This is a genomic window from Ruegeria sp. D6, from assembly GCF_056534365.1.
On record NZ_JBQFPH010000001.1, the window covers coordinates 707406 to 732455 of the forward strand.

26 protein-coding genes and 1 tRNA gene are annotated in these 25050 nt (G+C 58.2%); 14 read left to right on the forward strand and 13 right to left on the reverse strand.

Features of this window, described 5'->3' with window-relative positions:
• The first annotated feature begins 96 nt into the window (after window positions 1-96).
• From ACR0A1_RS03500 to ACR0A1_RS03520, 5 genes are read left to right on the forward strand one after another with little or no spacing between them, the layout of a single operon-like run.
• Window positions 97-486 (forward strand): nuclear transport factor 2 family protein, encoded by a 390-nt coding sequence (locus tag ACR0A1_RS03500; protein ID WP_170396632.1) that lies wholly within the window; start codon window positions 97-99, stop codon window positions 484-486.
• On the forward strand, window positions 483-3275 hold the full coding sequence (locus ACR0A1_RS03505; protein ID WP_480866254.1) for a [protein-PII] uridylyltransferase family protein: 2793 nt from the start codon (window positions 483-485) through the stop codon (window positions 3273-3275). The genes ACR0A1_RS03500 and ACR0A1_RS03505 overlap by 4 nt, the downstream gene beginning before the upstream one ends.
• A complete protein-coding gene (locus tag ACR0A1_RS03510; protein ID WP_170396636.1) occupies window positions 3262-3534 on the forward strand; it encodes a hypothetical protein in 273 nt (90 codons plus the stop codon). The genes ACR0A1_RS03505 and ACR0A1_RS03510 overlap by 14 nt, the downstream gene beginning before the upstream one ends.
• Window positions 3535-3575: 41 nt before the next feature.
• Window positions 3576-4778 carry an RSP_2647 family RNA methyltransferase gene (locus ACR0A1_RS03515; RefSeq protein WP_480866256.1) on the forward strand — a complete coding sequence of 401 codons (1203 nt, stop codon included), beginning with the start codon at window positions 3576-3578 and terminating at the stop codon, window positions 4776-4778.
• Entirely contained in the window at window positions 4775-5317 is a 543-nt protein-coding gene (locus ACR0A1_RS03520) for an RSP_2648 family PIN domain-containing protein (RefSeq protein WP_480866258.1), read from the forward strand. Before ACR0A1_RS03515 ends, ACR0A1_RS03520 begins: the two co-directional genes overlap by 4 nt.
• A gap of 68 nt (window positions 5318-5385) precedes the next feature.
• On the opposite strand, the gene ACR0A1_RS03525 is transcribed toward ACR0A1_RS03520, so the two are convergent.
• The 7 genes from ACR0A1_RS03525 to ACR0A1_RS03555 all read right to left on the reverse strand — a co-directional run bounded on the left by ACR0A1_RS03525 (window position 5386) and on the right by ACR0A1_RS03555 (window position 12233).
• Window positions 5386-6075 (reverse strand): M48 family metallopeptidase, encoded by a 690-nt coding sequence (locus ACR0A1_RS03525; RefSeq protein WP_170396642.1) that lies wholly within the window; start codon window positions 6073-6075, stop codon window positions 5386-5388.
• An 84-nt stretch (window positions 6076-6159) separates the two neighbouring features.
• Window positions 6160-7962 (reverse strand): hypothetical protein, encoded by a 1803-nt coding sequence (locus ACR0A1_RS03530; protein ID WP_480866260.1) that lies wholly within the window; start codon window positions 7960-7962, stop codon window positions 6160-6162.
• 161 nt (window positions 7963-8123) lie between these two features.
• Entirely contained in the window at window positions 8124-9308 is a 1185-nt protein-coding gene (locus tag ACR0A1_RS03535; protein ID WP_223117923.1) for a vWA domain-containing protein, read from the reverse strand.
• 4 nt (window positions 9309-9312) lie between these two features.
• Window positions 9313-9480, reverse strand: a complete 168-nt coding sequence (locus ACR0A1_RS03540; RefSeq protein ID WP_480705065.1) for a hypothetical protein — start codon at window positions 9478-9480, stop codon at window positions 9313-9315.
• A 6-nt stretch (window positions 9481-9486) separates the two neighbouring features.
• On the reverse strand, window positions 9487-10851 hold the full coding sequence (locus tag ACR0A1_RS03545; protein WP_480705063.1) for a DUF2927 domain-containing protein: 1365 nt from the start codon (window positions 10849-10851) through the stop codon (window positions 9487-9489).
• Window positions 10848-11297, reverse strand: a complete 450-nt coding sequence (locus ACR0A1_RS03550; RefSeq protein ID WP_480613313.1) for an N-acetyltransferase family protein — start codon at window positions 11295-11297, stop codon at window positions 10848-10850. Before ACR0A1_RS03550 ends, ACR0A1_RS03545 begins: the two co-directional genes overlap by 4 nt.
• Window positions 11298-11387: 90 nt before the next feature.
• A complete protein-coding gene (locus ACR0A1_RS03555) occupies window positions 11388-12233 on the reverse strand; it encodes an AAA family ATPase (protein ID WP_170406386.1) in 846 nt (281 codons plus the stop codon).
• Between the two features lie 385 nt (window positions 12234-12618).
• Here ACR0A1_RS03555 and dksA point away from each other — a divergent pair, with 385 nt between their 5' ends.
• Both dksA and ACR0A1_RS03565 read left to right on the forward strand, forming a co-directional pair.
• Window positions 12619-13041, forward strand: coding sequence for an RNA polymerase-binding protein DksA (gene dksA / locus ACR0A1_RS03560; protein WP_074736317.1), 423 nt, complete (start codon window positions 12619-12621; stop codon window positions 13039-13041).
• A 72-nt stretch (window positions 13042-13113) separates the two neighbouring features.
• On the forward strand, window positions 13114-14265 hold the full coding sequence (locus ACR0A1_RS03565; RefSeq protein WP_480866262.1) for an FAD-dependent monooxygenase: 1152 nt from the start codon (window positions 13114-13116) through the stop codon (window positions 14263-14265).
• A gap of 4 nt (window positions 14266-14269) precedes the next feature.
• Here ACR0A1_RS03565 and xth read toward each other — a convergent pair whose 3' ends face one another.
• Together xth and ACR0A1_RS03575 are read right to left on the reverse strand one after the other, a co-directional pair.
• On the reverse strand, window positions 14270-15049 hold the full coding sequence (xth, locus tag ACR0A1_RS03570) for an exodeoxyribonuclease III (RefSeq protein ID WP_170406381.1): 780 nt from the start codon (window positions 15047-15049) through the stop codon (window positions 14270-14272).
• Between the two features lie 280 nt (window positions 15050-15329).
• Window positions 15330-15653 (reverse strand): HesB/IscA family protein, encoded by a 324-nt coding sequence (locus ACR0A1_RS03575; protein WP_480866264.1) that lies wholly within the window; start codon window positions 15651-15653, stop codon window positions 15330-15332.
• Window positions 15654-15729: 76 nt separating this feature from the next.
• Here ACR0A1_RS03575 and ACR0A1_RS03580 point away from each other — a divergent pair, with 76 nt between their 5' ends.
• The gene (locus ACR0A1_RS03580; RefSeq protein ID WP_480866266.1) at window positions 15730-16887 is read left to right on the forward strand and encodes a deoxyguanosinetriphosphate triphosphohydrolase; all 1158 of its coding nucleotides are present in this window, start codon (window positions 15730-15732) and stop codon (window positions 16885-16887) included.
• Here the strand turns inward: ACR0A1_RS03580 and ACR0A1_RS03585 are convergent.
• Entirely contained in the window at window positions 16869-17420 is a 552-nt protein-coding gene (locus ACR0A1_RS03585) for a putative pterin-binding protein (protein ID WP_480866268.1), read from the reverse strand. The two genes, ACR0A1_RS03580 and ACR0A1_RS03585, sit on opposite strands and share 19 nt — an antisense overlap.
• A 130-nt stretch (window positions 17421-17550) precedes the next feature.
• On the opposite strand from ACR0A1_RS03585, the gene argS reads away from it, so the two are divergent.
• From argS to ACR0A1_RS03615, 6 genes are all read left to right on the forward strand, one after another.
• Entirely contained in the window at window positions 17551-19296 is a 1746-nt protein-coding gene (argS, locus tag ACR0A1_RS03590; RefSeq protein WP_170662779.1) for an arginine--tRNA ligase, read from the forward strand.
• A 39-nt stretch (window positions 19297-19335) separates the two neighbouring features.
• Window positions 19336-20427 (forward strand): SPOR domain-containing protein, encoded by a 1092-nt coding sequence (locus ACR0A1_RS03595; RefSeq protein ID WP_480752930.1) that lies wholly within the window; start codon window positions 19336-19338, stop codon window positions 20425-20427.
• The gene (gene nagZ, locus ACR0A1_RS03600) at window positions 20424-21431 is read left to right on the forward strand and encodes a beta-N-acetylhexosaminidase (protein ID WP_480762566.1); all 1008 of its coding nucleotides are present in this window, start codon (window positions 20424-20426) and stop codon (window positions 21429-21431) included. Before ACR0A1_RS03595 ends, nagZ begins: the two co-directional genes overlap by 4 nt.
• Window positions 21421-22215 carry a segregation and condensation protein A gene (locus ACR0A1_RS03605; RefSeq protein ID WP_170509855.1) on the forward strand — a complete coding sequence of 265 codons (795 nt, stop codon included), beginning with the start codon at window positions 21421-21423 and terminating at the stop codon, window positions 22213-22215. Before nagZ ends, ACR0A1_RS03605 begins: the two co-directional genes overlap by 11 nt.
• The gene (gene scpB, locus ACR0A1_RS03610; protein WP_170422113.1) at window positions 22208-22858 is read left to right on the forward strand and encodes an SMC-Scp complex subunit ScpB; all 651 of its coding nucleotides are present in this window, start codon (window positions 22208-22210) and stop codon (window positions 22856-22858) included. The genes ACR0A1_RS03605 and scpB overlap by 8 nt, the downstream gene beginning before the upstream one ends.
• Window positions 22859-22923: 65 nt before the next feature.
• Window positions 22924-23163: a hypothetical protein gene (locus tag ACR0A1_RS03615; RefSeq protein ID WP_170396673.1), complete on the forward strand. Its 240-nt coding sequence runs from the start codon at window positions 22924-22926 to the stop codon at window positions 23161-23163.
• A gap of 3 nt (window positions 23164-23166) precedes the next feature.
• On the opposite strand, the gene ACR0A1_RS03620 is transcribed toward ACR0A1_RS03615, so the two are convergent.
• The 3 genes from ACR0A1_RS03620 to ACR0A1_RS03630 form a co-directional block, all read right to left on the reverse strand.
• Window positions 23167-24246, reverse strand: a complete 1080-nt coding sequence (locus ACR0A1_RS03620) for a 2'-deoxycytidine 5'-triphosphate deaminase (protein WP_170396675.1) — start codon at window positions 24244-24246, stop codon at window positions 23167-23169.
• 61 nt (window positions 24247-24307) lie between these two features.
• Window positions 24308-24384, reverse strand: a tRNA-Pro gene (locus tag ACR0A1_RS03625).
• Window positions 24385-24445: 61 nt separating this feature from the next.
• Window positions 24446-25036, reverse strand: coding sequence for a MerR family transcriptional regulator (locus ACR0A1_RS03630; protein WP_480866271.1), 591 nt, complete (start codon window positions 25034-25036; stop codon window positions 24446-24448).
• Window positions 25037-25050: the final 14 nt, after the last annotated feature.

The following is a 25050-nucleotide window of genomic DNA, read 5'->3' on the forward strand; positions in this document are numbered from 1 at the left end:
CCCTTTCTGCTGTTCAATCGGACAGGGCTAAGCCAACTCTGTCCGATCATGTGCGCTGGCCGCATCTGATTTTCGGCCGTCACAAGTCATAGGCAAATGGAAGATATTGAAAACACCAGCCCACCGTCACTCGATCAGATCCTCTCGCTGGAAAAACAGGTATGGACTGCGCTGGTTGAAGGCAATGCACAGGCGGACCGGGCACTGTTGAGCCCCGATTTTCTGGGCGTGTATCCAACGGGTTTTGCCAATCGCGACGATCATGTTGGCCAGTTCGCCGATGCGCCTACGATGGCGCAATATGAACTCAGCGATACCAGGTTGCGCGTCTTATCGGCGGATGTGGTTTTGCTCTCATACAGGGCAGATTATCTGCGTCCAGAAGCACAGGAATGGGAGGCGATGCTGATCTCATCCCTGTGGGAGCGGCGTCACGACGTCTGGATCAACAGTTTCAGCCAGGACACGCCACTGGAACGGTCATGAGCCAGCCTCTTGTTATCAACCGCTTGCCGCGCGCTTTTCATACCGATCTGGGTGACGAAACACGCGCGGCGCTGCCCGATTTGACTGCCGAGCAGGGGGAGTTGATCGCGGGAACTGCGGGCTCTAGCCCCTACCTGAAAGGTTTGATTGACCAAGAAAGGGACTGGTTGCCGCACGCGTTGCAGCAACCGGACCAGGCATTGGCGGATGTGATGGGCGCAGCGCGCGCGCTGCCGCCGGATCAGTTGAAACCCGGTTTGCGGCAAGCGAAGAGGCGCATGGCCTTGCTGACGGCGCTGGCCGATCTGGCAGGTGCGTGGCCGTTGGAAAAGGTAACTGCCGCGCTGACCGACTTTGGCGCTTTGGCCGCAGATGTGGCAGCGAAGGCCGAAATTGCTGCGCTGATCCGGCGCGGCAAGCTGCCGGGTATGACCGAAGATGATGTCGAAACCGCAGCTGGTATGGTCATTCTGGCGATGGGCAAAATGGGCGCGTATGAGCTGAATTATAGCTCAGATATCGATCTGATCGTGCTGTTCGACGAAACCCGCTTTGATCCCGATGATTTCTACGAAGCGCGACAGGGCATGGTGCGCGCCACGCGGAATTTCTGTGCCACGCTCAGCGACAAGACGGCGGATGGCTATGTGTTCCGCACCGATCTGCGATTGCGCCCCGACCCGGCGGTGACGCCTGTGTGTCTGGCGATGGAAGCGGCTGAGCGCTACTATGAAAGCCTTGGGCGCACGTGGGAACGCGCGGCCTATATCAAGGCACGCCCCTGCGCCGGGGACATCGCGGCAGGTCTGAGATTCCTCGATGCATTGCGCCCGTTCGTCTGGCGGCGGCATCTGGATTTTGCCGCCATTCAAGACGCTCATGACATGCGACTGCGTATACGCGAGAACAAGGGAACGGGCGGAAGCCTCTCGATTCCCGGTCACGACATGAAGCTGGGGCAGGGCGGTATTCGAGAAATCGAGTTCTTCACCCAGACCCGCCAATTGATCGCGGGCGGACGTGATCCAGACCTTCGTGTACGGGGCACCGTTCCCGGTCTGGCGGCGCTGGCCTCAAAAGGCTGGGTGCCCGAAGATGTCGCCGAGAAGCTGACTGACCACTACCGCGCCCACCGCGAGGTCGAGCATCGCATCCAGATGGTGCACGACGCACAGACCCATAAGATGCCAAATTCAGAGGACGGTTTCGAACGGGTCGCGTGCCTGATGGGGATCAGCAGCGCCGAACTGACCGCCGAACTGACCCGCCGCCTGACCGAAGTGCACGAACTGACCGAAGGGTTCTTCGCCCCTGGACCAGGCGCGGCACCCGTGCCGCTTCAGGAGGTTGAGTTTGACAAGGGTGTGCTGGCCCGCTGGCCGACTTACCCGGCGCTTCGATCGCAGCGTGGTGCACGGATATTCGAGCGGCTCAGACCGGAACTTTTAGCGCGATTGGCTAAAACTGCGAAACCCGACGAAGCATTGCTGGCACTGGATGGGTTTTTGGCAGGATTACCCGCTGGAGTGCAGCTGTTTTCCCTGTTCGAAGCGAACCCGCATCTGATCGATCTGCTGGTCGATATCGTTGGGACATCGCACGCCCTTGCCACCCATCTGTCGCGCAACGCCTCGGTTTTTGATGCGGTGATTGGTGGCAGCTTTTTCAGCGACTGGCCCGGACAGTCGGCCTTGCAAGCTGATCTTACACAGGCGTTGTCGGATGAAAGCGACTATGAAACACAGCTCGATTTCGCACGTCGCTGGTGCAAGGAGTGGCACTTTCGCATCGGTGTGCATCATCTGCGCGGACTGATCGATGGGGCGCAGGCCGGGCAGCAATATGCCGAACTGGCGCAGGCCGTGATTGCGGCGGTTCTGCCCTGCGTTGTCGACCAGTTCTCCAAAAAGCATGGACCGGTGCCGGGGCGCGGCGCTGCGGTTTTGGGTATGGGGTCACTTGGGGCAGGGCGCATCAACTCGCAATCCGATCTGGACATGATTGTCATCTACGATCCTCAGGATCAGGACATGTCCGATGGCCCTCGCCCGCTGGCAACGCGGACATACTACGCTCGTTTCACCCAGGCTCTGATCACGGCGCTCAGCGCGCCAATGTCGCAGGGTCGGCTTTATGAGGTCGACATGCGTCTGCGCCCGTCAGGCAATCAGGGGCCGGTGGCTACAAGCTGGGTCAGCTTCACCAACTATCAGCAGAATGAGGCCTGGGTGTGGGAACACCTTGCTTTGACCCGCGCCCATGTGGTCGCAGGCGACGCCGGTCTGGCCGAGGATATCGAAAGCTTCCGCGCCGATTTCCTGTCGCAAACGCGCGACCGCCAGAAGGTGCTGAAAGAAGTCGCCGAGATGCGCGAAAGACTGGCCGCAGCCAAAGCACCAGCGGGCGTTTGGGACGCAAAGAATGGGCCGGGCCGCATGATGGATATCGAGCTGATGGCAGAGACGGGCGCATTGCTGGCCGGATTGCCCCAGCGCGATGTACACTGGGGTCTGGACGGGGCGGTCGCTGTCGGGCTGCTGGATGTCGCGCAGGCGCAAACCCTGAAGGGTTGTTACGATTTATGCTGGTCGGTGCAATGTGCGGCGCGTCTGCTGTCGGGAAAGGTGATCGAGGCCGACAAGATCGGTGAAGGCGGTACGGCCTTTCTGTGCCGGGCGACCGGGTTCGATCAGGTCGAACAGCTGCAATCCGCGTTGCAAGACAATTACAGCACTGCGGCCTCGTTGATTGGCGCAGTGGTCGGAGGGGTTGAAGATGGCACGCAGTGATGATCCGAATGACCACAAAGGCCTGATCCGCGAGGCGTATCGCATTGAAGGCATCACCTTGCCCGAGTGTCGCAGCATCTTTCTGGATTGGGCGCTGAGCCTGCCCGGAGAGCTTGATCAAAATCAGGCCTTGACCAACCTGCACGCAGTCTATTCGGAACAGGCTGCTGATCATCCGATGACGCAGGTCCTGACCGAGGGTTTGCAGGCGGCCCAAGCCCCCAAGCGTCGTGGCGGCTGGCGCAAGCGCAACCGTTAACGGGGCTTTCACCCCCGTGCATTCACGATTATGAGGGCGCCATGACACCCGTAGCTGACCGCCCCCGTATCCGTTTGAAACCCAAGGCCAATGCGCGTGGCCTGCGCCACGGGTTTCCCTGGGTCTACGCCAACGACATCGTCACCGACCGCCGGACCCGCAAAATCGGGCCGGGGTCCTTGGCTGTGCTGGAAGACGAGAAGCGTGCGCCAATCGCTCTGGTCGCGGTGAATCCGGTCTCGAAGATCATGTGCCGGGTACTTGATCGCGATATCGGCGCGCAGTTGGATGCGGACTGGTTTGAAACCCGTCTGCGCCGCGCGCTTGAGATGCGCGAGCGACTGTTCGATGCGCCGTACTACCGCCTGATCCATGCCGAGGCGGATGGGTTTCCCGGGGTGATCATCGACCGGTTCGGCGACGCCTGCGTGATCCAACCCAACGCAGTCTGGGCTGAGGCACATCTTGCATCTCTGACCGACGCGCTAGTCAAGGTGACCGGGGTCGACACAGTGCTGAAGAACGCCTCGGGGCGCACGCGTGTGCTCGAGGGGTTGGACGACACCAATCTGACCTTGCGCGGCATCGCGCCCGATAAGCCTCTGCCGGTGCCAATGAATGGCGCAACCTACATGGCTGACCTGACTGGTGGACAGAAAACCGGCCTGTTCTATGACCAACGCCCCAATCACGCGTTTGCCGCCAAGTTGGTTCACCCCGAGGCGCAGGTGCTGGATGTATTCAGCCACGTCGGAGGCTTTGGTCTGGCCATGTTGGCGGGCGGCGCAGCACAGGCATTGTCCGTTGACGGCTCGGCAGCGGCGCTCGAACTGGCGGCGAAGGGCGCAGAAGTCTCAGGATTTTCTGCCCGTTTCCAGACCCGACAAGGCGACGCCTTTGATATACTGACCAAACTCGGCGAAGAGGGCGCGTTGTTCGACGTCGTCATCTGTGATCCCCCGGCTTTTGCACCTTCGAAACAGGCGTTGGATGCAGGTTTGCGCGCCTATGAGCGTACCGCACGTCTGGCGGCTCTGCTGGTCAAACCGGGCGGGTATCTTGGCCTCTGCTCCTGTTCTCATGCCGCTGATCTGGGCCGCTTCCGCGATGCCTCATCCCGTGGGATCGGACGGGCAGGACGACAGGCCCAACTGATCCGAACTGGCTTTGCCGGGCCGGACCATCCACAACTGCCGCAGCTGGCAGAAAGCGGCTACCTCAAAGCCGTGTTTTACCGTCTGTGAAGGCGGTTCTTGATACCTGCGTCATCTATCCCACGGTGATGCGAGAGATGCTGTTGGGCGCTGCGAGGCTTGGTTATTTCACGCCCGTCTGGTCTGCACGTATCCTCGAAGAATGGGCCCGCGCCGCCCGCAAGCTTGGCCCCGAGGGCGAGGCGCAGGCGCGCGCCGAAATCGCGCTGGTTCAGGCCCATTGGCCAAATGCCGAGCAACCCGCCAACCTCGGTGTTGAACAGCGCCTATGGTTGCCGGATGCCGCTGACATCCACGTTCTCGCAACGGCGGTCACAAGCTCGGCAGATGTCATTGTCACCGTCAATGCCAAGGACTTTCCCAAGAATATTTTGGCCGACGAAGGGCTTGAGCGGCGCGATCCGGACGGGCTGCTGCATGAACTCTGGCTGTCCAACCCCGAAGGTATAACGCAGGTTTCCAGAGCGGTCCTTGCTGAAGCCAACCGGCTATCCGGTGCTCAATGGACCTTGCGCAGCTTAATGAAAAAAGCCCGCCTGCCGCGCCTTGGCAAAGCCCTGAGTACTTAATTCGGGATCCCATTCATCTGGTCAAAAATATCTCGGGGAGCGCGAGGGGCTGGCCCCTCGCTCCTATCCTAAACTCCCACGCCCCACTTTTGTTCAAGTACTTCCAGAGCTGCGATCCGCTCATCCGTCTTTGGATGACTCATTAACCAAGCGGGCACAACGCCCGCGCGCTGCTGTGTCAGATCCTCAAGCTTGTGGAACAAAGACTTCTGTGGACCAATCCCGATCCCGGCTTTTGTCAAAAGCGCTGCCGCATATTCATCCGCCTCATATTCATCACTCCGCGACAGGCGGGAGGCCAGCAAATGAGTCAGCATATTTGCAATCCAGGCTCCAATGAAGGGGATGAAGCGGTTCAATAGCATCATCAGCGCAGCACGCAGGGCGTTTTGACCCGAGAAATCAATCATCCGCCGCCGGGCGTGGCCAAGGGCGACATGGCCCAATTCATGCGCGATTACGCTTGCCATTTCTTCCGCTGATACTTCGCCGTTGCCAAATTTGCGATAAAAACCGCGAGTGATGAAAATACGCCCATCCGGCGCGGCCAGCCCGTTCACCGGATCGATCTCGTAGATGTAGACTGGGACCCGATCAATCTCCAAGGCTGCAGCCAGCCGGTCCGTCATGCGTTTTAGCGCAGGATCGGCCAGTTCGGTGGACTTCGCATCCAACTCACGATGCGTGCGCCAGACGGATATCCGGTACATCACAACGGCATAAGCTATGGCAAGCAGGATGGGTGTTAAGCGAAGCATGAGTTAGATATGGGCGGCCCGCCCCGAGGAGGCAAGCGGTAACTCGCCCTTCACGCCCGATCAGTTATGCGGCTCAATCCAGCCTTACCTGCCTGGCGAGGGCAGGTGCAGGTTCGAATGAAACTCGGCAAGGGACTGCTTGGTTAAGACCTCGCCCTTCGAAGCCTCAAAAAATGCGCGTTCAGCTTCCTTTTCTGCGACCAGAGCATCAACTCTCAGGTCCCTCACATCTGCGCGCAGAGCGTCGCGCGCCTCCTCGTAGGTTTCAGCATCGCGCAGCTCATCCTCAAGCGCACTCAGCTTGTCATCATAGTCCGGGTCCGCAGGATCAAGTGCGGCGATATCATCGGCGATGTCTTCGCTGCTGCGGCCATCGTAGTCTTCGTTCAGATCACGCAGTTCACGGCGCGCCTCATAGAGGTCACCGCGTAAGTCGTAATAGGTTTCCGCCGCCGCCTGGTAGGTCGCGATTTTGCCGACATTGCTGTTGGGTGAAGCGTTGCGGAACGCTGGGGCCGCTGCCTTAGACGCATTCAGGTTACGCAGCTTGTCCGAGCCATAGGGATCGGTGATCGCTGCAACAAGCGGGTCGCGATAATAGCGGTAGCGGTTCTTATTGCGATCGGAATATGGCTTGTCGTAGCGCAGTCGATAGTCGGTTTCATCATAGAACTTCTTATCATCCGAATAGCGGTAGCCGTCAGGATCGTAAGGCACCGGCTGGACCGTTGCCCAGTCCTTGTGCCGGTGGTTTGGCTGTGGCAGATCGAGATTGCCGTGGAACTCGCCCAGCGTCGCCTTGATCAATGTACGCCCTTTCGAAGCGTCATAAAAGGCAGCCTCCGCATCTTGCAACGCGTCGCGGGTTTCGTATTTCAGATCCCTCAGATCAGCGCGCAGATCGTCGCGCGCCTCCTCATAGGTTTCAGCATCGCGCAGTTCATCCTCAAGCGCACTCAGCTTGTCATCGTAGTCCGGGTCCGCAGGATCAAGTGCGGCGATATCATCGGCGATGTCTTCGCTGCTGCGGCCATCGTAGTCTTCGTTCAGATCACGCAGTTCGCGACGGGTCTCATAGAGGTCACCGCGCAGGTCGTAATAGGTTTCCGCCGCCGCCTGATAGGTCGCGATTTTGCCGACATTGCTGTTGGGTGAAGCATTGCGGAACGCCGGGGCTGCTGCCTTAGACGCATTCAGGTTACGCAGCTTGTCCGAGCCATCGGGATCGGTGATCGCTGCAACAAGCGGGTCGCGATAGCGACGCTTTCTGGGCTTCTTATTGTCATAGTGCTTGGATTTATAATCTGTGCGAGCAACAGGTCGCGGGGAATACTCAACCGGAGCCACCGACGCCTTGCGGTACGATTTCTTTACCCGGTTCGCGCTTGACTTGGTTTTTACCGGCGAACGCTTGCCAAATAGTTGCTCGACATCGCGTTTAAACTCTCTTCCAAAGCCCGCCAGTGTGGTCTTTTGTACCTTGCCGTTCCGTCCCTTAGCTTTAGCAGAGGTTTTGGCTGACCGGTGGTGTTTTGCCTTTTGCTTCTTGTTAAACCCGAAAGCCTTTTCCACGCGGTGCGTTTTGGAGTTGGCCTTGCCGGCATCTTTACCCGCGCTTTTGGAACCCTTAGCTTTGCCGGATTTTCCCTTTTCGCCACTTTTGTTGCCGTCGTTGCCTTTTCCGGACTTACCCTTGCCTTTGTTGCCATCGTTGCTTTTTCCAGAATTACCTTTGCCGCCGCCGCGGCCCTTTCCATTGCCATTATCATTCTTGGCATAAGCGGCGTCAGGGGAAAGTACCAATGTCGCGGTCGCACCCGATGCAATTGCGAACGCTGTAATGGTCAAAACAGATGTCAGGATATTTCGTAGTTTTGAAATGGTCATCACAGCCCCCCAGCTTCAATCCCTTTGTCGTATATCACGAATTCGAGAGAGGCAGGGAATTTTGCCGAGATTGTTTCTTTGGTGGTTCTTTTGACGCGAATATCTCTGAAAAATGGGCCTATTGTTTCCGGTTTCTGAAAAAACAAGGACTCCGACGGTGACTATCGCGTCAGTTCCCGCATACCTTGTTCCAAACCCGCCAGCGTCATGGGTACCATGCGATCTTCGAATATCTCACGGATCATGCCGATCGAATGGGTATATTCCCAATACTTCTCTGGCACTGGATTGATCCACAGGTTCGATGTCCACTGTTCGCGTGCACGGCCCAGCCAGACTTGGCCAGATTCCTGATTCCAATGCTCATTTGCACCGCCGGGATAAGCGATCTCGTAGGGACTCATCGAGGCATCGCCGACAAAGATGCATTTGTAGTCCGGCCCGTATGTACGCAAGACCTCGTGCGTCGGAGTTTGCTGATCCCAGCGGCGGCGATTGTCGCGCCAGACGCCTTCATAGAGGCAATTGTGGAAGTAGTAGTATTCCAGATGTTTGAACTCGGTCCGGGCCGCCGAGAACAGTTCTTCCACAACCTTGATATGCGGGTCCATCGATCCGCCCACGTCCAGAAACAGAAGCACTTTGACGGCGTTGTGACGTTCGGGTCGGGTTTTGACATCCAGATATCCGTGTTCAGCCGTAGCCCTGATCGTTCCATCCAGATCAAGCTCTTCCGCTGCACCTTCACGCGCCCAGCGGCGCAGGCGTTTCAAGGCAACCTTGATGTTCCGGGTGCCTAGTTCAACAGTGTCATCTAAGTTCTTGAATTCGCGCTTGTCCCAGACCTTTACGGCACGCTGATGGCGGCTTTCTTTCTGGCCGATGCGCACGCCTTCGGGGTTGTAGCCATAGGCGCCGAAAGGTGAGGTGCCCGCGGTGCCGATCCACTTGTTACCGCCCTGATGGCGACCCTGTTGGTCCTTGAGGCGCTCGCGTAGCGTCTCCATCAGTTTATCAAAGCCACCAAGCGCCTCGATCTCGGCTTTTTCTTCATCCGACAGGTGCTTTTCGGCCATCTTTGCAAGCCACTCGGCAGGAATATCGACCGCCTCGAGTACTTGATCGAAACTGATTTCACCCAACCCTTCGAAACTGGCGGCAAAGGCACGGTCGAACTTGTCGATGTTGCGCTCGTCTTTCACCATCGAAACGCGGGCGAGATAGTAAAACGCCTCGACATCGTATGTCGCCAAGCCCTTTTTCATCCCTTCCAGAAACGTCAGGTACTCGCGCAGAGATACGGGAATGCCAGCGTTTCGGAGGTTTTCGAAGAAGGGCAGGAACATCGTTCTATACCAGGCGGACAATGACCAGTGAAATCACCAGCCCGACCAACGCAAAGGCAATGCCGTAACCTGCGGCGTATTGAACCATATCAGCACCGCTTCCGTTACGTTTGCGTGCTGTCAACGCGCCCAGAATCGCGCCCAGAATAGCCATGCCCAGAACCACTATCATGTGACGTTATCCACCCGTGCTTGTGGCGGCTGACTGCGCGATGTCTTGTGTGACCGAGCGCACCACCAAATCCGAGCCGAAGCCGTAACGTGCCCATCCGATACTGTCCAGCCGAACACGACGTGCCTGATCTAGTTGACCGGACTGCCGCAGTGCCTCGGATTTGAGCAGCAGCAGGGTGGCCAGAAGGGCGGCGTTCTCGGCCTTGGTCATGACATTGATTGCTTTGTTCAATTCGGGCAGGGCCTCGGTGCCCTGACCCTGTGCCAAAGCAAATGCTGCGGTTTGTGCCGTGATATGAGCGCGCTGAATTTCCGTTCCCGGGGTGGCGTTCAGGTATTTCAGGGCAATTTCATATTGCTGCTGCGCCGCCTCGGGGTCGTCGAATTGCCCCATGCGCCCCAGCAGATAATGCGGATAGGCGCGGCGGTGGTCGGTCCAGCCTTGCTGTTGACCAATTCGCGCTGCCTCGTTCGCAGCGTTGACGCGTTTGGCCGTACCAGCGCCAGCCCCCAAAGCGCGTTGAACTGCGTTAATCCACGCCCGAGGCGTCTCAGTAACCTGTTGTGGCGCAACCCGATCCCCTCTGGGGTTCAGCCGGCTGAGTACGCCGGGCAGAACCGCCGCCGCCTGTTCGCGTGTCATGCCATTTTGCAACTCAGGCGCATAGGCTGCGCGCAGGATCAACATGTCGAATCCGGTCAGAACCGTGTGGAAATTGTCGTCGTTGAATACTGAATCGGTTAGGCGATAGAGGTCGTTCAGAGGTCCAAGTGCCTGAGCCAATTCTTCATGCAGGCAGTCCCGAATTTCCTGTGGGCTGGCATCGTAGGGGATGAATATCCCGATCCGTTCACGTTTTCGCAGTTCGGTCCAGTTGCTTTTGCTTTTGCGCCTGTCACGGCGGTATTCTTCCAGACTTGAAGAGTTGGGCACGACGAAACAGGCGGCCTGCGGCAGGATGCGGCGGATCTGTTTCTGGCTTACAGCCTCGATCGTGATGTTCGCCTGACCCTCTGGAATCTGCCGGATGTCGATCTTCGCCTCACGTTGCAACCGGGTCAGTAGCCGGCTCAGGTCGGTCTGCATCGTTGGTGGCGGTGTCCCAGTCAGACGCACCGTGATGGGTCCATCAAACCGGGTGAAAACGGGCAACTCTGCGCCGCTCTCAAGTGCGAAATGCAGCGATAGGAAATCTGCGGCGATGTTCTTGTTTGAACGGGCAGGCGGGCTTGGACGAGCAGCGCCGAAGGATTTAGACGGCGGCAGCGAAGCTTCAATCACCTGGGTACGGGTCGGCGTCTCGATCCGGTCGACCGTGGTGCAGGCAGACAGCGCCGCCAGAAGGAGAGTTGCGCCCAAAAGCCTCATGGTCGCTGATACTTCAGAAACGGCGACAACTTGCCGATGCGGTCATAGAGTTTGCGTGCGGTATGGTTGTTTTCCTGCGTCAGCCAATAGACTGAGGGGGCTTTCTGCCTGTCCGCTTCTTCATAGACGGCCTCAATCAGGGCGCGTCCAACTCCGGTGCCTCTCGCTTCTGGGCGGGCATAGAGATCCTGCAGATAGCAGACACTTTCTTCCTTCCAGGCGTGGCGATGAAACAGGTAGTGGGTCAGTCCAAGCAGTTGCCCATCCAAATCCGCGACAAAACAGGAAAAGTCATTCGGATCATCACCTAAGAGCCGTGCAAAGGTGTTTTGGAAAGTCGAATCCGGCACTTCGGTTTCATAAAATGCCAGGTAGTCACGCCACATTTCGGCCCATTGATCCCGGTCTTCTGGTCGCAAGGGGCGAATTGTGAGGGCGTTAGTCATTTTATTATTTCCTGCTCTGGAGGCCCGATTGGCGCGGGGTCTTTCGTTGATGTAATGCTGACACCCGACCGTACCGATGACAAGCTGTGATCACCGCTTGCTACGTGCCATAAAGGCCAGCCGTTCAAACAGGTGTACGTCCTGCTCATTTTTTAGAAGCGCACCATGTAGCTTGGGCAGTGCATTCACACCGTCGCGTTTAAGGTCCTCAGCGCTCAAGTCCTCAGCTAAGAGCAGTTTCAGCCAGTCCAGCACTTCCGAGGTCGAGGGCTTTTTCTTCAAACCCTGCGTTTCGCGGATTTCGTAGAACTGGGTCAGCGCGGTGGTTAGCAGCGCATCTTTGATGCCGGGGTGATGGACTTCGACGATACGGCGCATCGTGGCTTCGTCTGGAAAGCGGATGTAGTGAAAGAAGCAGCGGCGCAGGAATGCGTCAGGTAGTTCCTTTTCGTTGTTCGACGTGATTATGACGATAGGACGGTTCTTGGCACGGATCGTCTCGCCAGTCTCGTAGACGTGGAACTCCATCTTATCTAGTTCTTGCAGCAGGTCGTTCGGAAACTCGATATCAGCCTTGTCGATCTCGTCGATCAGTAGCACAACCTTTTCATCCGCATCGAATGCCTGCCATAGCTTCCCCTTGCGAATATAGTTCGAGACATCATGCACGCGCTCATCACCTAGCTGACTGTCACGTAGACGGCTGACCGCATCGTATTCATACAGTCCCTGCTGCGCGCGCGTTGTGGATTTCACGTTCCACTCAATCATCGTCAGCCCCAGCGCGCCTGCGACCTGTTTCGCCAGCTCGGTTTTGCCGGTTCCGGGTTCGCCCTTGACAAGCAGCGGGCGTTCCAGCGTGACGGCGGCGTTCACGGCAATGTTCAGATCGTCGGTGGCAACATATTCTGCGGTGCCTTGAAAACGTGCGGTCATGGGACCCCTCATGTGGTTTCCGCGGAATGCGGGCTGGGTTTGCTCTGCTCGGGTTACAGAGAGGTAAGGTTATTTACAAGCCGGGCCGCAGCGTCGCGAAAGGATGGAATGTGCTGTAAGTCCAATCTGTATTGGGCGATTCGTTCGGGGCGGGGTATCGCAGGGGTTGAAGCTGCCTGAAAAACGCCTTGCGAGAACCACAGAAAAACAAGGTTTTGTTGTTACAAGTCTCAATATTAGAGCAGTCGGAGTGACGCGGCGGCGAGGCATACGTTTGTGTAGTGACAATCTCTGCCCCGTCGGATAAACGCTCCGCAGAAGGGGGTGCCGAATGTCAGGTAATACAATCGCAACCGACGTTTCAGGCCATACCGAGGGAGCAAATATGAAGCAGGAAGTTTTTCTGCCGGAAGATTACCGTCCGGCTGAAGATGAACCTTTCATGAATGATCGCCAGCTTGAGTATTTTCGCCGCAAGCTGATGGATTGGAAGACAGAACTACTCGCAGGCAGCCGTGATACGATCGAAGGTCTGCAGGACAACACCCGAAACATTCCCGATGTCGCTGACCGCGCAAGCGAAGAGACCGACCGTGCGCTGGAACTGCGCACCCGGGATCGTCAGCGCAAGCTGGTGGCCAAAATCGACTCGGCCCTGCGCCGGATCGAAGAAGGGGAGTATGGATATTGCGAAAAGACCGGTGATCCGATCTCGCTTAAGCGCCTGGATGCGCGTCCTATCGCGACTATGACGCTTGAGGCGCAAGAGCGTCACGAGCGCCGCGAAAAGGTCCACCGCGACGATTGATCGCTGGGAAATTGCAATAAAACAACAGCGCCGGGGCCTGTCGCCCCGGCGTTTTTGCGTTATGGCAGGCCCATGAATATCAATGGTCTGAATTTCTGCGTCATTGGCGGCGGCATTGGGGGCATGGCCGCGGCACTCGCACTGCGAAGTCAGGGTGCTCAGGTGACGGTTCTGGAGCGGGCCCCAGAACTGACCGAAGTTGGTGCTGGATTGCAAATCAGTGCGAACGGGATGGCGGTACTGCGTGCGCTAGGCGTTGCTGGTAAGGTCCCGGAAGCTGGACAAATCTCGGGTGGGACCGTTCTGCGCGATTACCGTAATGGGCGCGTGATCAGTCGGGTCCCGGTCCCTGCCGCTGGGTCGACTTACTATTATCACCGGGCAGATCTGCTGGACCTGTTACACAAAGCCGCCTTGCGCTCTGGGGTGGATATTCGGCTGGATGCACCTGTCGCCACGGTTCATAAACACCCAAGCGAAGCCGAGATCGTTCTGGAAAGCGGCGAAAGGCTGCGTGCGGAATGCGCGATCGCCGCAGACGGTGGGCGCAGCGCTATCCGCCCGATCTTGAATGGTCCCGAGGTCCCGGTGTTCACCCATCAGGTTGCCTGGCGAGCAACGATCCCCTGGACCCAGCGAGAAGAATTGCCATGCGCGTCCTTGACGATGGGGCCAGGTCGGCACGTTGTAACCTACCCGCTGCGCGATCAACGCCTCGTGAACTTCGTGGCCATAGAAGAGCGTTCCGACTGGCAAGAGGAAGGCTGGCGACGTCAGGGTGATCCCGACGACCTGCGAACCCGGTTCGCCGATTTTGGCGGACCGGTTGGTGACATATTGTCAAAGATTGACGAGGTTCACCTTTGGGCGCTGTTTCTGCGCCCCGTGGCGCAAATCTGGCAGAATGGGCGATTGGCCTTGCTTGGGGATGCGGCGCACCCGACGTTGCCTTTTATGGCCCAAGGAGCTTGCCTAGCACTGGAAGATGCCTGGGTCCTGACACGCGCGTTCCAGGACAACTCAGGCGTCGCCCGTGCATTGGCTACCTATGAAGCCACTCGACGACCGCGTGCCAGGCAAGTGGTTGGCGCCGCAGGCGCAAATGCGCGTAATTTCCACCTTCGTGGGCCAATGAGGCTGGCCGCACAGGCCGCCTTAATGGCGGTTGGTCCACGCTTGGCACGGCGCTACGAGTGGATCTATAGCTACGACGCGACCGCGTAAGCGTTCACAGGTCGAGATCAACCCAGACCGGCACATGGTCCGAAGGTTTTTCGTGCCCCCTCACTTCGGCATCGATCCTGCAATCACGCATCAAATCCGCAGCTTGCGGCGTCAGAAGAAAGTGATCGATGCGAATCCCGTCGTTTCTGTTCCACGCGCCAGCTTGATAATCCCAGAATGAGTAATGACCGGGGCCTTGCGTTCGAGCGCGAAATGCTTCGGTGAAGCCCAGATTCAATACCTTGCGGAATGCAGCGCGACTTTCGGGTCGAAAAAGCGCATCCTCGCGCCAGGCGTCGGGGCGCTTGGCATCTTCGGCCTGCGGGATAATATTGTAATCCCCGGCCATCAACGCGGGTTCCTCTGATGCCATCAAATCGCGGGCACGATCATAGAGGCGTTCCATCCACTCAAGCTTGTAGTCATACTTCGGCCCCGGCACCGGATTGCCATTTGGCAGATACAATCCGCAGATGCGCAGTGCTCTCTTTCCTATGACAGTAGCTTCGATCCAGCGCGCCTGCTCATCACTTTCATCACCGGGCAACCCACGGGAGACATCCTCAAGCGGTAATTTCGAAAGGATTGCAACGCCGTTGAAGCTCTTTTGCCCGTGGGTTTCAACGTTATATCCGCGCTCCTCGAAAATCTCGCGGGGGAAATTCTCATCGATTGATTTGATTTCCTGCAGCAACACGACATCGGGCTGCGCCTCATCCAACCAGCGAGGTAACGCCTCGGCGCGTGCCTTGATACCGTTGATGTTGAATGTGGCGATTTTCATGCGTGATCCTCCGGTGCCATTGGCAACCTATCGCGCAGAATACACGCAACGGCAAGTTGCCGTACAAGTTAGCGAGGCTCTGCCTCGCGCTCCGAGGTATTTTGGGCCAGATGAAGAAACGGATTCTTAACCATATTCGTCAAAACTGAGTATGCGGTACAGGCGGAGGCGCCGATGACCGCGCCAGGTGAAGCTCTCTGACTTTGACTGTCAGAGAGCGGATCCCTCTTCATCTGGCTAAAAATACCTTGGGGGTGTGGGGGCAAAGCCCCCACCGGAGCTACATCGAGAACGATGTGCCGCAGCCGCAGGACGCGGTGGCGTTGGGGTTCTCAATCACGAAGCGCGCGCCGATGAGTTCCTGTGTGAAATCAATTACCGCGTTCTCCAGAAACGGCAGAGAGATCGAGTCGACGATGACCTTTTGGCCTTTGCCCTCTAGCACCAAATCGTCCTCTTTCGGCACATCCAGGGCGATCTCATATTGAAATCCGGAACATCCGCCACCCTCCACAGCGACACGCAGGGCCTGGCCCTGATCTGCGGCACCGATTTCGGCCAGGCGTTCAAAGGCGCGTTCTGTGACTGTTGGGGGCAGATTCATGCCGGTCTCCAAAGGTTTATTTCCTTAGCATCGTACAATATATGGAACCTGACGACAGGCGACAAGGACAAGACCTTTGGACAGAGCGGGTTTTGCCTCGGACCCAGGCCGCGCAAGGGGGCGGCTTGTACCTGAGGAGGAAAGCAGTTTTCGGTCATGCTTTCAGCGCGACCGTGACAGGATTATTCATGCCAGCGCGTTTAGGCGCCTCAAACACAAAACTCAGGTGTTTGTTGAGCATGAGGGCGACAGTTATCGAACCCGCCTGACGCATTCCATAGAAGTGGCTCAGGTGGCTCGAACGATTGCCGGGGCCTTAGGCTTGAACGGCGAATTGACCGAAGCGGTCGCGTTGGCGCACGACCTCGGGCATACGCCGTTTGGCCACACGGGCGAGGATGCTCTGCATGCGTTGATGGAGCCATATGGTGGCTTTGACCACAACGCACAGGCCATTCGGATCGTAACCAAACTCGAGCGTCACTACGCCGAGTTCGATGGGTGCAACCTGACCTGGGAATGTCTGGAAGGGATAGCCAAGCACAACGGACCGGTTACTGGTGCATTGCCTTGGGCATTGGCCGAATGCAACCAGGGCTTTGACCTCGAACTCCATACTCATGCGAGCGCTGAGGCGCAGGTCGCGGCGTTATCGGACGACATTGCCTACAACAACCACGATCTATTTGACGGATTGCGGGCGGGATTGTTCAGAGATGAAGACATTCAGCAGCTTCCCATAATTGATGCCTGTTTCGCCGAAGTGGATGCCAAGTATCCGGGTCTTGACCCTTATCGCCGTCGGCACGAGGCGCTCAGACGGGTATTTGGCGTCATGGTTTCGGATGTGATCGACACCTCACGCGCGTTGATAGCGGCCTCGGGGGCGCAGTCGGTCGAGGATATCCGCCATCTGGGTTATCCGGTCATTCAATTCTCGGATGATCTTTGGGCGAAGCTCAAACAGATCCGCGCCTTCCTGTTTTCGCGCATGTATCGCGCACCGAGCGTGATGGAAGTGCGCGCCAGTGTCAGCAAGGTGGTTGAGGAACTGTTTCCGATTTACCTGACCGATCCCAAACAGATGCCGCGCCATTGGCACAGCGATATCGAGGCGGCAACGGATGAAACCGCGCTGGCCCGCATCGTCTCGGATTATATCGCGGGCATGACCGACAGGTTTGCGCTGCAAGACCATGCCCGGCTGACCGGAGATCACTCGATCGCAATATAGGCGATGGCCCAGACCTGTTGGCTGGCTTGTGTTTGAGCCAATTCAGCATCATCCGTGGGCGGGAAAACGATCATCGTGGGGCCGTAACTACCAATGCCCATCGGCACGCCATCCGCGTGGGTGGCCACGATGGGTTGATGTGTCTCGATGCTTTCCCATGGGATTTCAGCCTGATAGCCATCCATAGCCATGGGCAGAGCAGATTTGCCCCTCGCACCTGCCATCGTCATCACGTCGGACAACAGTGGGCCGGAAAAGGTATAGTCGCGCTGGTTCTCTGGCGGGCCGTAGGGGATGGTGATCTCGACCTGATCCAACCCGTCCAGCATGGCAGCGTCAAAGCCTGCTGCACCGTCATGTGTGACTTCGAGAAAACCCAACAGCCCACCGTCGTTCTCGGCGCGCGCGGGCAGATTGGTTTCGGTGATGGCGCCACCGAGCGTCAGCAGTACGTGGCCTTGAGGTGAGGGCATCTCGGCCCATGTGGGCAGGGCGGTGGTCAGCAACAGGGCGAAGTGCAGGGTAAGGCGCATTCAGGGGCTCCGGTCACGGTTTTCCCCGACCTTAGCCCTGATAGCGGTTAATCCAAGCGCAAAATTTAGGCGTCCATTGACCTTGGCGCTTTGCGTGGTAAACCCCGCGGCAAGCAAAAGGACATCCGAAATGAACCTGTTTTCCGAGATCCGCGGCCTGGTACTGGACGCGCTGGCGCAGATGCAGTCCGAAGGCGCGCTGCCTGAGGGGCTGAGCTTTGACAACGTGGCAGTTGAGCCTCCGCGCGATGCGGCGCATGGCGATATGGCGACCAATGCGGCGATGGTACTGGCGAAACCGGCGAAGATGAAGCCGCGGGACATTGCGGATGTGCTTGCGGGCAAGCTGTCTGCAGACAACCGGATCACCAGCGCCGAGGTGGCGGGCCCGGGTTTTCTAAACCTGCGGCTTGCGTCTTCGGTTTGGCAGGGAGTGTTGGCTGCGGTGCTGGAAAAGGGCACCGATTATGGCCGTTCGACCATGGGACATGGTCAGAAGGTGAACGTGGAGTATGTCTCGGCCAACCCGACCGGCCCGCTGCATGTGGGCCACACGCGGGGGGCTGTGTTCGGTGATGCGCTGGCAAGCTTGCTGGCCTATTCGGGCCATGAGGTGACCCGCGAATACTACATCAACGATGGCGGCGCGCAGGTGGATGTGCTGGCGCGGTCGGCATATGAACGGTATCGCGAGGCTAACGGGCTGAGCCCCGAGATCGCAGAAGGTCTCTATCCCGGCGATTACCTGATCCCGATCGGTCAGGCGCTGAAAGAGAAATACGGCGACAGCCTGATCGACAAGCCTGAAAGCGTATGGCTGGAAGAGCTGCGCGAGTTCTCGACCGACGCTATGATGGACCTGATCCGCGCCGACCTGAAGGCGCTGGGTGTTGAGATGGATGTGTTCTTCTCCGAGAAGTCGCTCTACGGCACAGGGCGGATCGAGGCTGCGCTTCAGTCGCTAACCGACAAGGGCCTGATCTACGAAGGCGTTCTTGAGCCGCCCAAGGGTAAGAAACCCGAGGATTGGGAACCGCGCGAGCAGACCTTGTTCAAGTCGACCGAACACGGGGATGACGTCGACCGCCCGGTCAAGAAATCGGACGGCAGCTGGACCTATTTTGCCCCGGATATCGCTTATCATTATGACAAGGTGAGCCGTGGGTTTGACGCGCTAATCGACGTATTCGGTGCGGACCATGGCGGCTATGTCAAACGGATGAAGGCGGCCGTTTCGGCCCTTTCCGATGGTAAGGTGCCGCTGGATATCAAGCTTACCCAATTGGTGAAGCTGTGGAAGAATGGCGAGCCATTCAAGATGTCCAAGCGGGCAGGGAACTTTGTCACGTTGCGCGATGTAGTCGATCAGGTCGGGCCTGATGTAACCCGTTTCGTGATGCTGACCCGCAAGAACGACGCACCGCTGGATTTCGATTTCGACAAGGTGTTGGAACAAAGCCGCGAAAACCCGGTGTTCTACGTCCAATACGCCCATGCCCGCGTCATGAGTGTGCTGCGCCGCGCCGCTGAGGCCGGGATTTCTGCCGATGATGCTACGCTATCTGGGGCAGATCTGGGAAAGATCGACCACGCCTCTGAGCTGACCGTTGCCAAGAAGCTGGCAGAATGGCCACGTCTGGTTGAAATCGCCGCTCGCACAAATGAACCGCACCGGGTTGCCTTCTATCTCTATGAATTGGCAGGAGATTTTCACGCGCTGTGGAACAAGGGCAATGACGAAACCCAGTTGCGTTTCATTCAGGATGGCGATGTTGCCACAAGCCAATCGAAAATCGCACTGGCCCGGGCTGTTTCTGTTGTGATTTCAGCGGGCTTGGGTATTCTTGGCGTTACCCCGGCGCAGGAGATGCGATAACAAATATCGCCCGAACCGCCGGTCTGAGGCAGACAAGAAATGACCCGCGCGCCACTTTTTACGGCGCAATCGGGCGGTGAGGCGGAAATGGCACGTTACGATTACTCGGGGCAGCATAGCCCCGAGCAGATGCATTACTCGAATCAATCGCATCCTGAAGATGCGTATGATTATCCTGATGAAAGCTATAGCTATGATGACGCCCCGCGCGCAGGCGCTGGGCTGGGCCGCATTGTCAACGTGCTTGGGGCGGTTGCGTCTTTGGCGCTGGTCGCCGGAGTCGGCGTTTGGGGCTACCAACTGATCATGCGCGACGTCAGCGGGGTACCGGTCGTGCGTGCCGCCGAAGGACCCATGCGCGTGCAGCCCGAAAATCCCGGCGGGACGCCTGCTGATCATCAGGGCCTAGCGGTGAATGCAGTTGCCGCTGTCGGGACTGCTGCACCGCCGGCAGATCGTCTGATCCTCGCACCGCGCCCCGTGTCTCTGACTGATGAAGACACGCCCATGACCGCGCTTGAGGCCACAAATGCAGTGCAAGTGATTGAGGAACCCGCCACTGATCAGGCGATCGTGAACGCTCTGGCCGAAGGGCTCGCCGCCGAACCTCTGCCTGAACAGACGCCTGAGCAGGGCGTGCAATTGGCTTCCCTGGTCACGCCCGAAGACGAGCCCGCGATTGATCCGGCTGATTACGCCGCGCAACAGCCCGACCCTAAGATTGCTGCACTGCCTGGTGTGCGCCGGTCGCTGCGTCCGCATGTGCGTCCAGCCCGCGCTACGCCAAGTTCTATTTCGTCCAACAGCGCTACGGAAGCTGCGATCAATGCTGCAGTAAAGGCTGCTGTTGGTCTGGATGTTGATCCCGATACATTGACCAAAGGCACGCGACTTGCTCAGCTTGGGGCATACGAAAGCGCCGATGTGGCGCAGGCCGAATGGGCACGTTTGAATGGCCGATTTGGAGAATATATGGATGGAAAACAGCGTGTTATTCAGAAGACCTCAAGCGGAGGGCGAACCTTCTATCGCCTGCGTGTCATGGGGTTTGATGATCTGAGCGACTCGCGCCAGTTTTGCGCGGCCCTAGTCGCGCAGGGTGCAGACTGTATCCCGGTCGCCGTCCGGTGAGATTTGGCGCGGTTATCACCGATGCCGAAGGGCTGCGCCTGACGCCGGATGAAAAAGCTTTGTTCAAAGAGATGAACCCGTTCGGGTTCATTCTGTTTGCCCGCAACATCGAATCCGCTGACCAGACCCGCGCCTTGTGCGAGGACTTCCGCGAGGCGGTTGGCCGAAATTGCCTAATCACAGTCGATCAGGAGGGGGGCCGCGTACAACGTCTGCGCGCACCTTTAGCCCGTGAATGGTTGCCCCCTTTGGATCATGTCGCGCATGCCGGAGATCAGGCCGAGCGCGCGATGTATCTGCGCTATCGTCTGATCGCGCATGAACTGCTGGGATTGGGCATCGACAGCAATTGTGCGCCGATGGTCGATCTGGCCCGCGAGGGTACTCATGCGTTCCTGAAGAACCGCTGCTATGGGTCTGATCCCGAAAAGGTTTCCGCGATTGGTCGAGCCGTTGCCAACGGACACTTTGATGGCGGAGTGTTGCCGGTAGTAAAGCATATGCCCGGCCACGGTCTGTCGACGCTCGACAGTCATCACGAGTTGCCGCATGTGGATCTTTCTCTAAGTGCACTGGAAGCGGCAGATTTTGCACCATTCCGCGCGCTGAACGACTTGCCGATGGGGATGACGGCGCATTTGGTTTATGACCAGATCGATCCACGGCCCGCAACGATTTCTGCTGGAATGATGACTTTGATTAGGGAGCGCATCGGTTTCGACGGTCTGATTATGACCGACGATATCACGATGAAAGCCCTGAACGGCGCGCCCGCCGACTTGGCCCGACAGGCACTGGACGCTGGATGCGATGTTGCTTTGCACTGCAACGGGGCCTTTGAAGAACGCGCGCAGGTGCTCGAAGCCGCTGGTGAGATGTCGGATGCGGCACAAGCCCGCGCAGATTGGGCGCTGGCCCGGAGACAACCGCCACAGGAACTTGACATCCAAGCCGCCGAGGCGGAACTATCTGCCCTAATGGGCGGGCAGGTATATGCAGGATAACCTTTTCAGCGAAGACCCGGTCTCGGTTGCCGATCGGCTGGCCGCCGAGGCTTTGATTGTGGACGTCGATGGATTTGAGGGTCCGCTCGATGTGCTTTTGACACTTTCGCGTACGCAAAAAGTGGACTTGCGCAAAATCTCGGTTCTTGCGCTGGCTCAACAGTATCTGACATTTGTCGAAAAAGCGCGTCAGTTGAGGATCGAACTGGCCGCCGACTATCTGGTGATGGCCGCTTGGCTAGCTTTCCTCAAATCCCGCTTGCTGCTGCCCCCGGACCCGGATGATGAAGGCCCCTCGGGCGAGGAACTCGCCGCGCACCTCGCATTCCAATTGGAGCGTCTGCAGGCCATGCGCGATGCCGCTGCGCGCCTGATGGCGCGTGATCAATTGGGCCGCGATTTTTTCAAACGCGGGCAGGGTGAGGATGTTACGCGTATCCGCACCGTGACCTATTCCGCCACACTGCTGGACCTGATGCAGGGCTATGCGCGTATCCGCACGCGCGACGAGTTCCGCCCCTTTGTCATGGACCGCGACGCCGTTTTCACCATGGAACAAGCGCTTGAGCGGATGCGACCCCTAATAGGCTTTGCCGGTGCGTGGACGGATATGGAGACCTACCTGCCCGAAGGCTGGGATGCTGATCCGGTTCGGCGACGCTCTGCCACGGCTGCAACCTTCGCAGCCTCGCTTGAGCTGGTGAAAGAAGGACATATGGAGATCAAGCAAAGCGAGACCTTTGCGCCGATCCATCTGCGTAAGAGGACTGAGACACGTGACTGACGCCAACGAAGAGACAGGCACACTGTTCGAAGCGCCGCCCTTGGCGGAACAGGAACGTATGGTCGAGGCCGTGCTGTTTGCCAGCGCCGAGCCAGTGACGATTGGTGATCTTGAAGCGCGGATGCCCCATGGCAGCAATGCCGCGCAAGCCGTTGAATCGCTTCAGAAGCGGTACGAAGGGCGCGGGGTGCGTGTGGTGCGCGTTGGTGAGGCTTGGGCGATCCGCACAGCCCCCGATCTTGGCTTCCTGATGCAGAAGGAAACTGTCGAGACCCGCAAACTCAGCCGGGCGGCCATCGAAACGCTGGCGATCGTGGCTTATCACCAGCCCTGCACGCGTGCGGAGATCGAGGAAATCCGGGGCGTGTCCGTTTCGCGCGGCACCATTGATCAACTGCTTGAGATGGAGTGGATCCGACTGGGCCGCCGTCGCATGACACCAGGCCGTCCGGTGACATTCGTCGTAACGCCTGAGTTTCTGGATCATTTCGGGCTGGAAAACGCCCGTGACCTGCCGGGCCTGAAGGAGTTGCGCGCAGCCGGACTGTTGGAGAATCGCCCACCCCCTGGTGCTGTGCCGCTGGGCGAAGGAAAGGGTGATGACGAGGACGAAGATCAAACCGAGCTGTTCGAAGAAGAGTGATCGGACGGCCCTTTTATTGCCGCAGATCGCACCTATCCTAGGGTGCACATAACGGAGTTGAGCCAATGAATGCCAATCGGATCATCGATATGATCGTGCGCCGGGTGATGCGTCGCCTGGTGAACCACGGTGTGGACAAGGGTATTGATATGGCCAGCAAGGTGGGCCGTAAACCGGGTCAGTCTGATGTTGAGAATGGCCCCGAGGCGGATCGCCAGATGCGCGATGCGACCAAGCGCCAAAATCAAAGCGCAAAGCAGATGCGGCAGGTGTCGCGTCAGATGCGTCGGTTCATGAAGTTCTGAAACTCAGCCCACAGCTTTGAAATGCTTGGACAGTTTCAGGCCTTGACCCTGATAGTTCGAGGCAATCCCAGCACCATATAGCTGTGTCGGCATTTCGGCCATCTTCTCATAAACCAGGCGCCCGACGACTTGTCCGTGTTCCAACACAAATGGCGCTTCGTGGCAGCGCACTTCCAGCACCCCGCGTGATCCAGCGCCGCCTGCTTCGGCATGTCCAAAGCCCGGGTCAAAGAATCCGGCGTAATGTACCCGGAACTCGCCGACCATAGCGAGATATGGGGCCATTTCAGCAGCATACATTGGCGGGATATGCACCGCTTCGCGGCTGACGAGAATGTAAAACGCGCCGGGGTCGAGGATGATGCGACCATCCTTGGTATGCACCTCTTCCCAGTATTCCTGCGGGTCGTATTCGCCGATCCGATCCAGATCGATCACCCCGGTATGGGGCTTGGCGCGATAGCCGACCAGATCGGTATCGGGCAGTTGCAGATCGACCGAAAACCCCAACCCGTCCTGAATGACGGCTGGCCCATCAACCAACGGCGTTTGACCATGCAACGCGGTCAGCTCGGCGTCGCTGAGTACCGCCTGACCTTTGCGGAAACGGATCTGATTCAGACGCATTCCGGGGCGCACCAGAACCGAGAACGATCGCGGGCAGATCTCGGCATAAAGCGGACCTGTGTAGCCTGCGGGAACCCGATCAAACTCGGTTCCGCCATCGGTGATCGTGCGCGTGAGCAAGTCGAGCCGCCCGGTCGAGCTTTTGGCATTGGCCACCGCACTGATGTCATCGGGCAGGGCGAGCGATTCCATTAGCGGCACCAGATAGACACAGCCCTTTTCCAGAACAGCGCCTTCAGTGATGTCGATGCGGTGCATCTCAAACTCGGCCAACCGGTCTGCGACAGAACGCCCTTCGCCCGCCAGAAACGACGCGCGCACCCGGTAAGCCACTGTTCCCAAACGTAGATCAAGGCTTGCCGGCTGCACCTGTGCAGGGATGATGTCTGGGCTTGCGGCGATCTCACCGCGTGCAATCATTGCCTCAAGCTGTTGATTTGGGCAAACACCTGTCATCTCGATCCCCTCTGCTGCCAGAGCGGGATCTGGCCTATGTGCCATAAACGTCGGTGTGATTTGGTCGGGCTAGCAGGACTCGAACCTGCGACCTTCCGTCCCCCAGACGGACGCGCTACCAGGCTGCGCCATAGCCCGACGTTGAGGTGTTCATAAAGACTTTCCCGGCGGGGGCAAGAGGAAATCATCGCCTTTTTTGCTATCCCGCCGTGTGGTGTTCGACGCGATTCAGCCACCTGCGCAGGTCCTTGGCGATGGGTGCAATCTGGTGCAACAGCTCATCGTCATACTCGTCACGATTCCATGCCAGCGAGGCAATACCACCCATCAGCGGCGCTGCATCCAGCTCAGCCGGTATCGGTTTGGGTTCGGGGGTTGCGACGGGTTTCGGAGCCTCTGGGGCAGGGGAATGGGCGGGTTCGCCCAAATCCATGTCGATCTGGTTTGCGGATGGTTCCGGCGCTGAAGCGAACGGAACCACAGTATCGTCGATGCTGGGTGCGGGCGCGTTTTCATCCAAATTGGGCGAAAGCGATGCAACATGCGCAACGCCCTGTTCCCGAAGGATACGCTGAACACCTTTGATGGTAATCCCGTCCTCGTGCAGCAGTTTCTTGATACCGCCCAGCAGACGCATATCATTGGGGCGATAATATCGCCGCCCACCGGCGCGTTTGACGGGTTTGACTTGGGTAAACCGGCTTTCCCAGAAACGCAGCACATGAGCCTGAACTCCGAGCCAGTCCGCAACTTCACTTATGGTGCGAAAGGCATCGGGGGACTTACTCATAACCTGGATGTCCT

What these genes read in the sequence shown, in the direction of transcription:
- ACR0A1_RS03500 (WP_170396632.1), top strand. Translation starts at nt 97, where the DNA reads ATGGAAGATATTGAAAACACCAGCCCACCGTCACTCGATCAGATCCTC.
- ACR0A1_RS03505 (WP_480866254.1), top strand. Translation starts at nt 483, where the DNA reads ATGAGCCAGCCTCTTGTTATCAACCGCTTGCCGCGCGCTTTTCATACC.
- ACR0A1_RS03510 (WP_170396636.1), top strand. Translation starts at nt 3,262, where the DNA reads ATGGCACGCAGTGATGATCCGAATGACCACAAAGGCCTGATCCGCGAG.
- ACR0A1_RS03515 (WP_480866256.1), top strand. Translation starts at nt 3,576, where the DNA reads ATGACACCCGTAGCTGACCGCCCCCGTATCCGTTTGAAACCCAAGGCC.
- ACR0A1_RS03525 (WP_170396642.1), bottom strand. Translation starts at nt 6,075, where the DNA reads ATGCTTCGCTTAACACCCATCCTGCTTGCCATAGCTTATGCCGTTGTG.
- ACR0A1_RS03530 (WP_480866260.1), bottom strand. Translation starts at nt 7,962, where the DNA reads ATGACCATTTCAAAACTACGAAATATCCTGACATCTGTTTTGACCATT.
- ACR0A1_RS03535 (WP_223117923.1), bottom strand. Translation starts at nt 9,308, where the DNA reads ATGTTCCTGCCCTTCTTCGAAAACCTCCGAAACGCTGGCATTCCCGTA.
- ACR0A1_RS03540 (WP_480705065.1), bottom strand. Translation starts at nt 9,480, where the DNA reads ATGATAGTGGTTCTGGGCATGGCTATTCTGGGCGCGATTCTGGGCGCG.
- ACR0A1_RS03545 (WP_480705063.1), bottom strand. Translation starts at nt 10,851, where the DNA reads ATGAGGCTTTTGGGCGCAACTCTCCTTCTGGCGGCGCTGTCTGCCTGC.
- ACR0A1_RS03550 (WP_480613313.1), bottom strand. Translation starts at nt 11,297, where the DNA reads ATGACTAACGCCCTCACAATTCGCCCCTTGCGACCAGAAGACCGGGAT.
- ACR0A1_RS03555 (WP_170406386.1), bottom strand. Translation starts at nt 12,233, where the DNA reads ATGACCGCACGTTTTCAAGGCACCGCAGAATATGTTGCCACCGACGAT.
- dksA (WP_074736317.1), top strand. Translation starts at nt 12,619, where the DNA reads ATGAAGCAGGAAGTTTTTCTGCCGGAAGATTACCGTCCGGCTGAAGAT.
- ACR0A1_RS03565 (WP_480866262.1), top strand. Translation starts at nt 13,114, where the DNA reads ATGAATATCAATGGTCTGAATTTCTGCGTCATTGGCGGCGGCATTGGG.
- xth (WP_170406381.1), bottom strand. Translation starts at nt 15,049, where the DNA reads ATGAAAATCGCCACATTCAACATCAACGGTATCAAGGCACGCGCCGAG.
- ACR0A1_RS03575 (WP_480866264.1), bottom strand. Translation starts at nt 15,653, where the DNA reads ATGAATCTGCCCCCAACAGTCACAGAACGCGCCTTTGAACGCCTGGCC.
- ACR0A1_RS03585 (WP_480866268.1), bottom strand. Translation starts at nt 17,420, where the DNA reads ATGCGCCTTACCCTGCACTTCGCCCTGTTGCTGACCACCGCCCTGCCC.
- argS (WP_170662779.1), top strand. Translation starts at nt 17,551, where the DNA reads ATGAACCTGTTTTCCGAGATCCGCGGCCTGGTACTGGACGCGCTGGCG.
- ACR0A1_RS03595 (WP_480752930.1), top strand. Translation starts at nt 19,336, where the DNA reads ATGACCCGCGCGCCACTTTTTACGGCGCAATCGGGCGGTGAGGCGGAA.
- ACR0A1_RS03605 (WP_170509855.1), top strand. Translation starts at nt 21,421, where the DNA reads ATGCAGGATAACCTTTTCAGCGAAGACCCGGTCTCGGTTGCCGATCGG.
- ACR0A1_RS03615 (WP_170396673.1), top strand. Translation starts at nt 22,924, where the DNA reads ATGAATGCCAATCGGATCATCGATATGATCGTGCGCCGGGTGATGCGT.
- ACR0A1_RS03620 (WP_170396675.1), bottom strand. Translation starts at nt 24,246, where the DNA reads ATGACAGGTGTTTGCCCAAATCAACAGCTTGAGGCAATGATTGCACGC.
- ACR0A1_RS03630 (WP_480866271.1), bottom strand. Translation starts at nt 25,036, where the DNA reads ATGAGTAAGTCCCCCGATGCCTTTCGCACCATAAGTGAAGTTGCGGAC.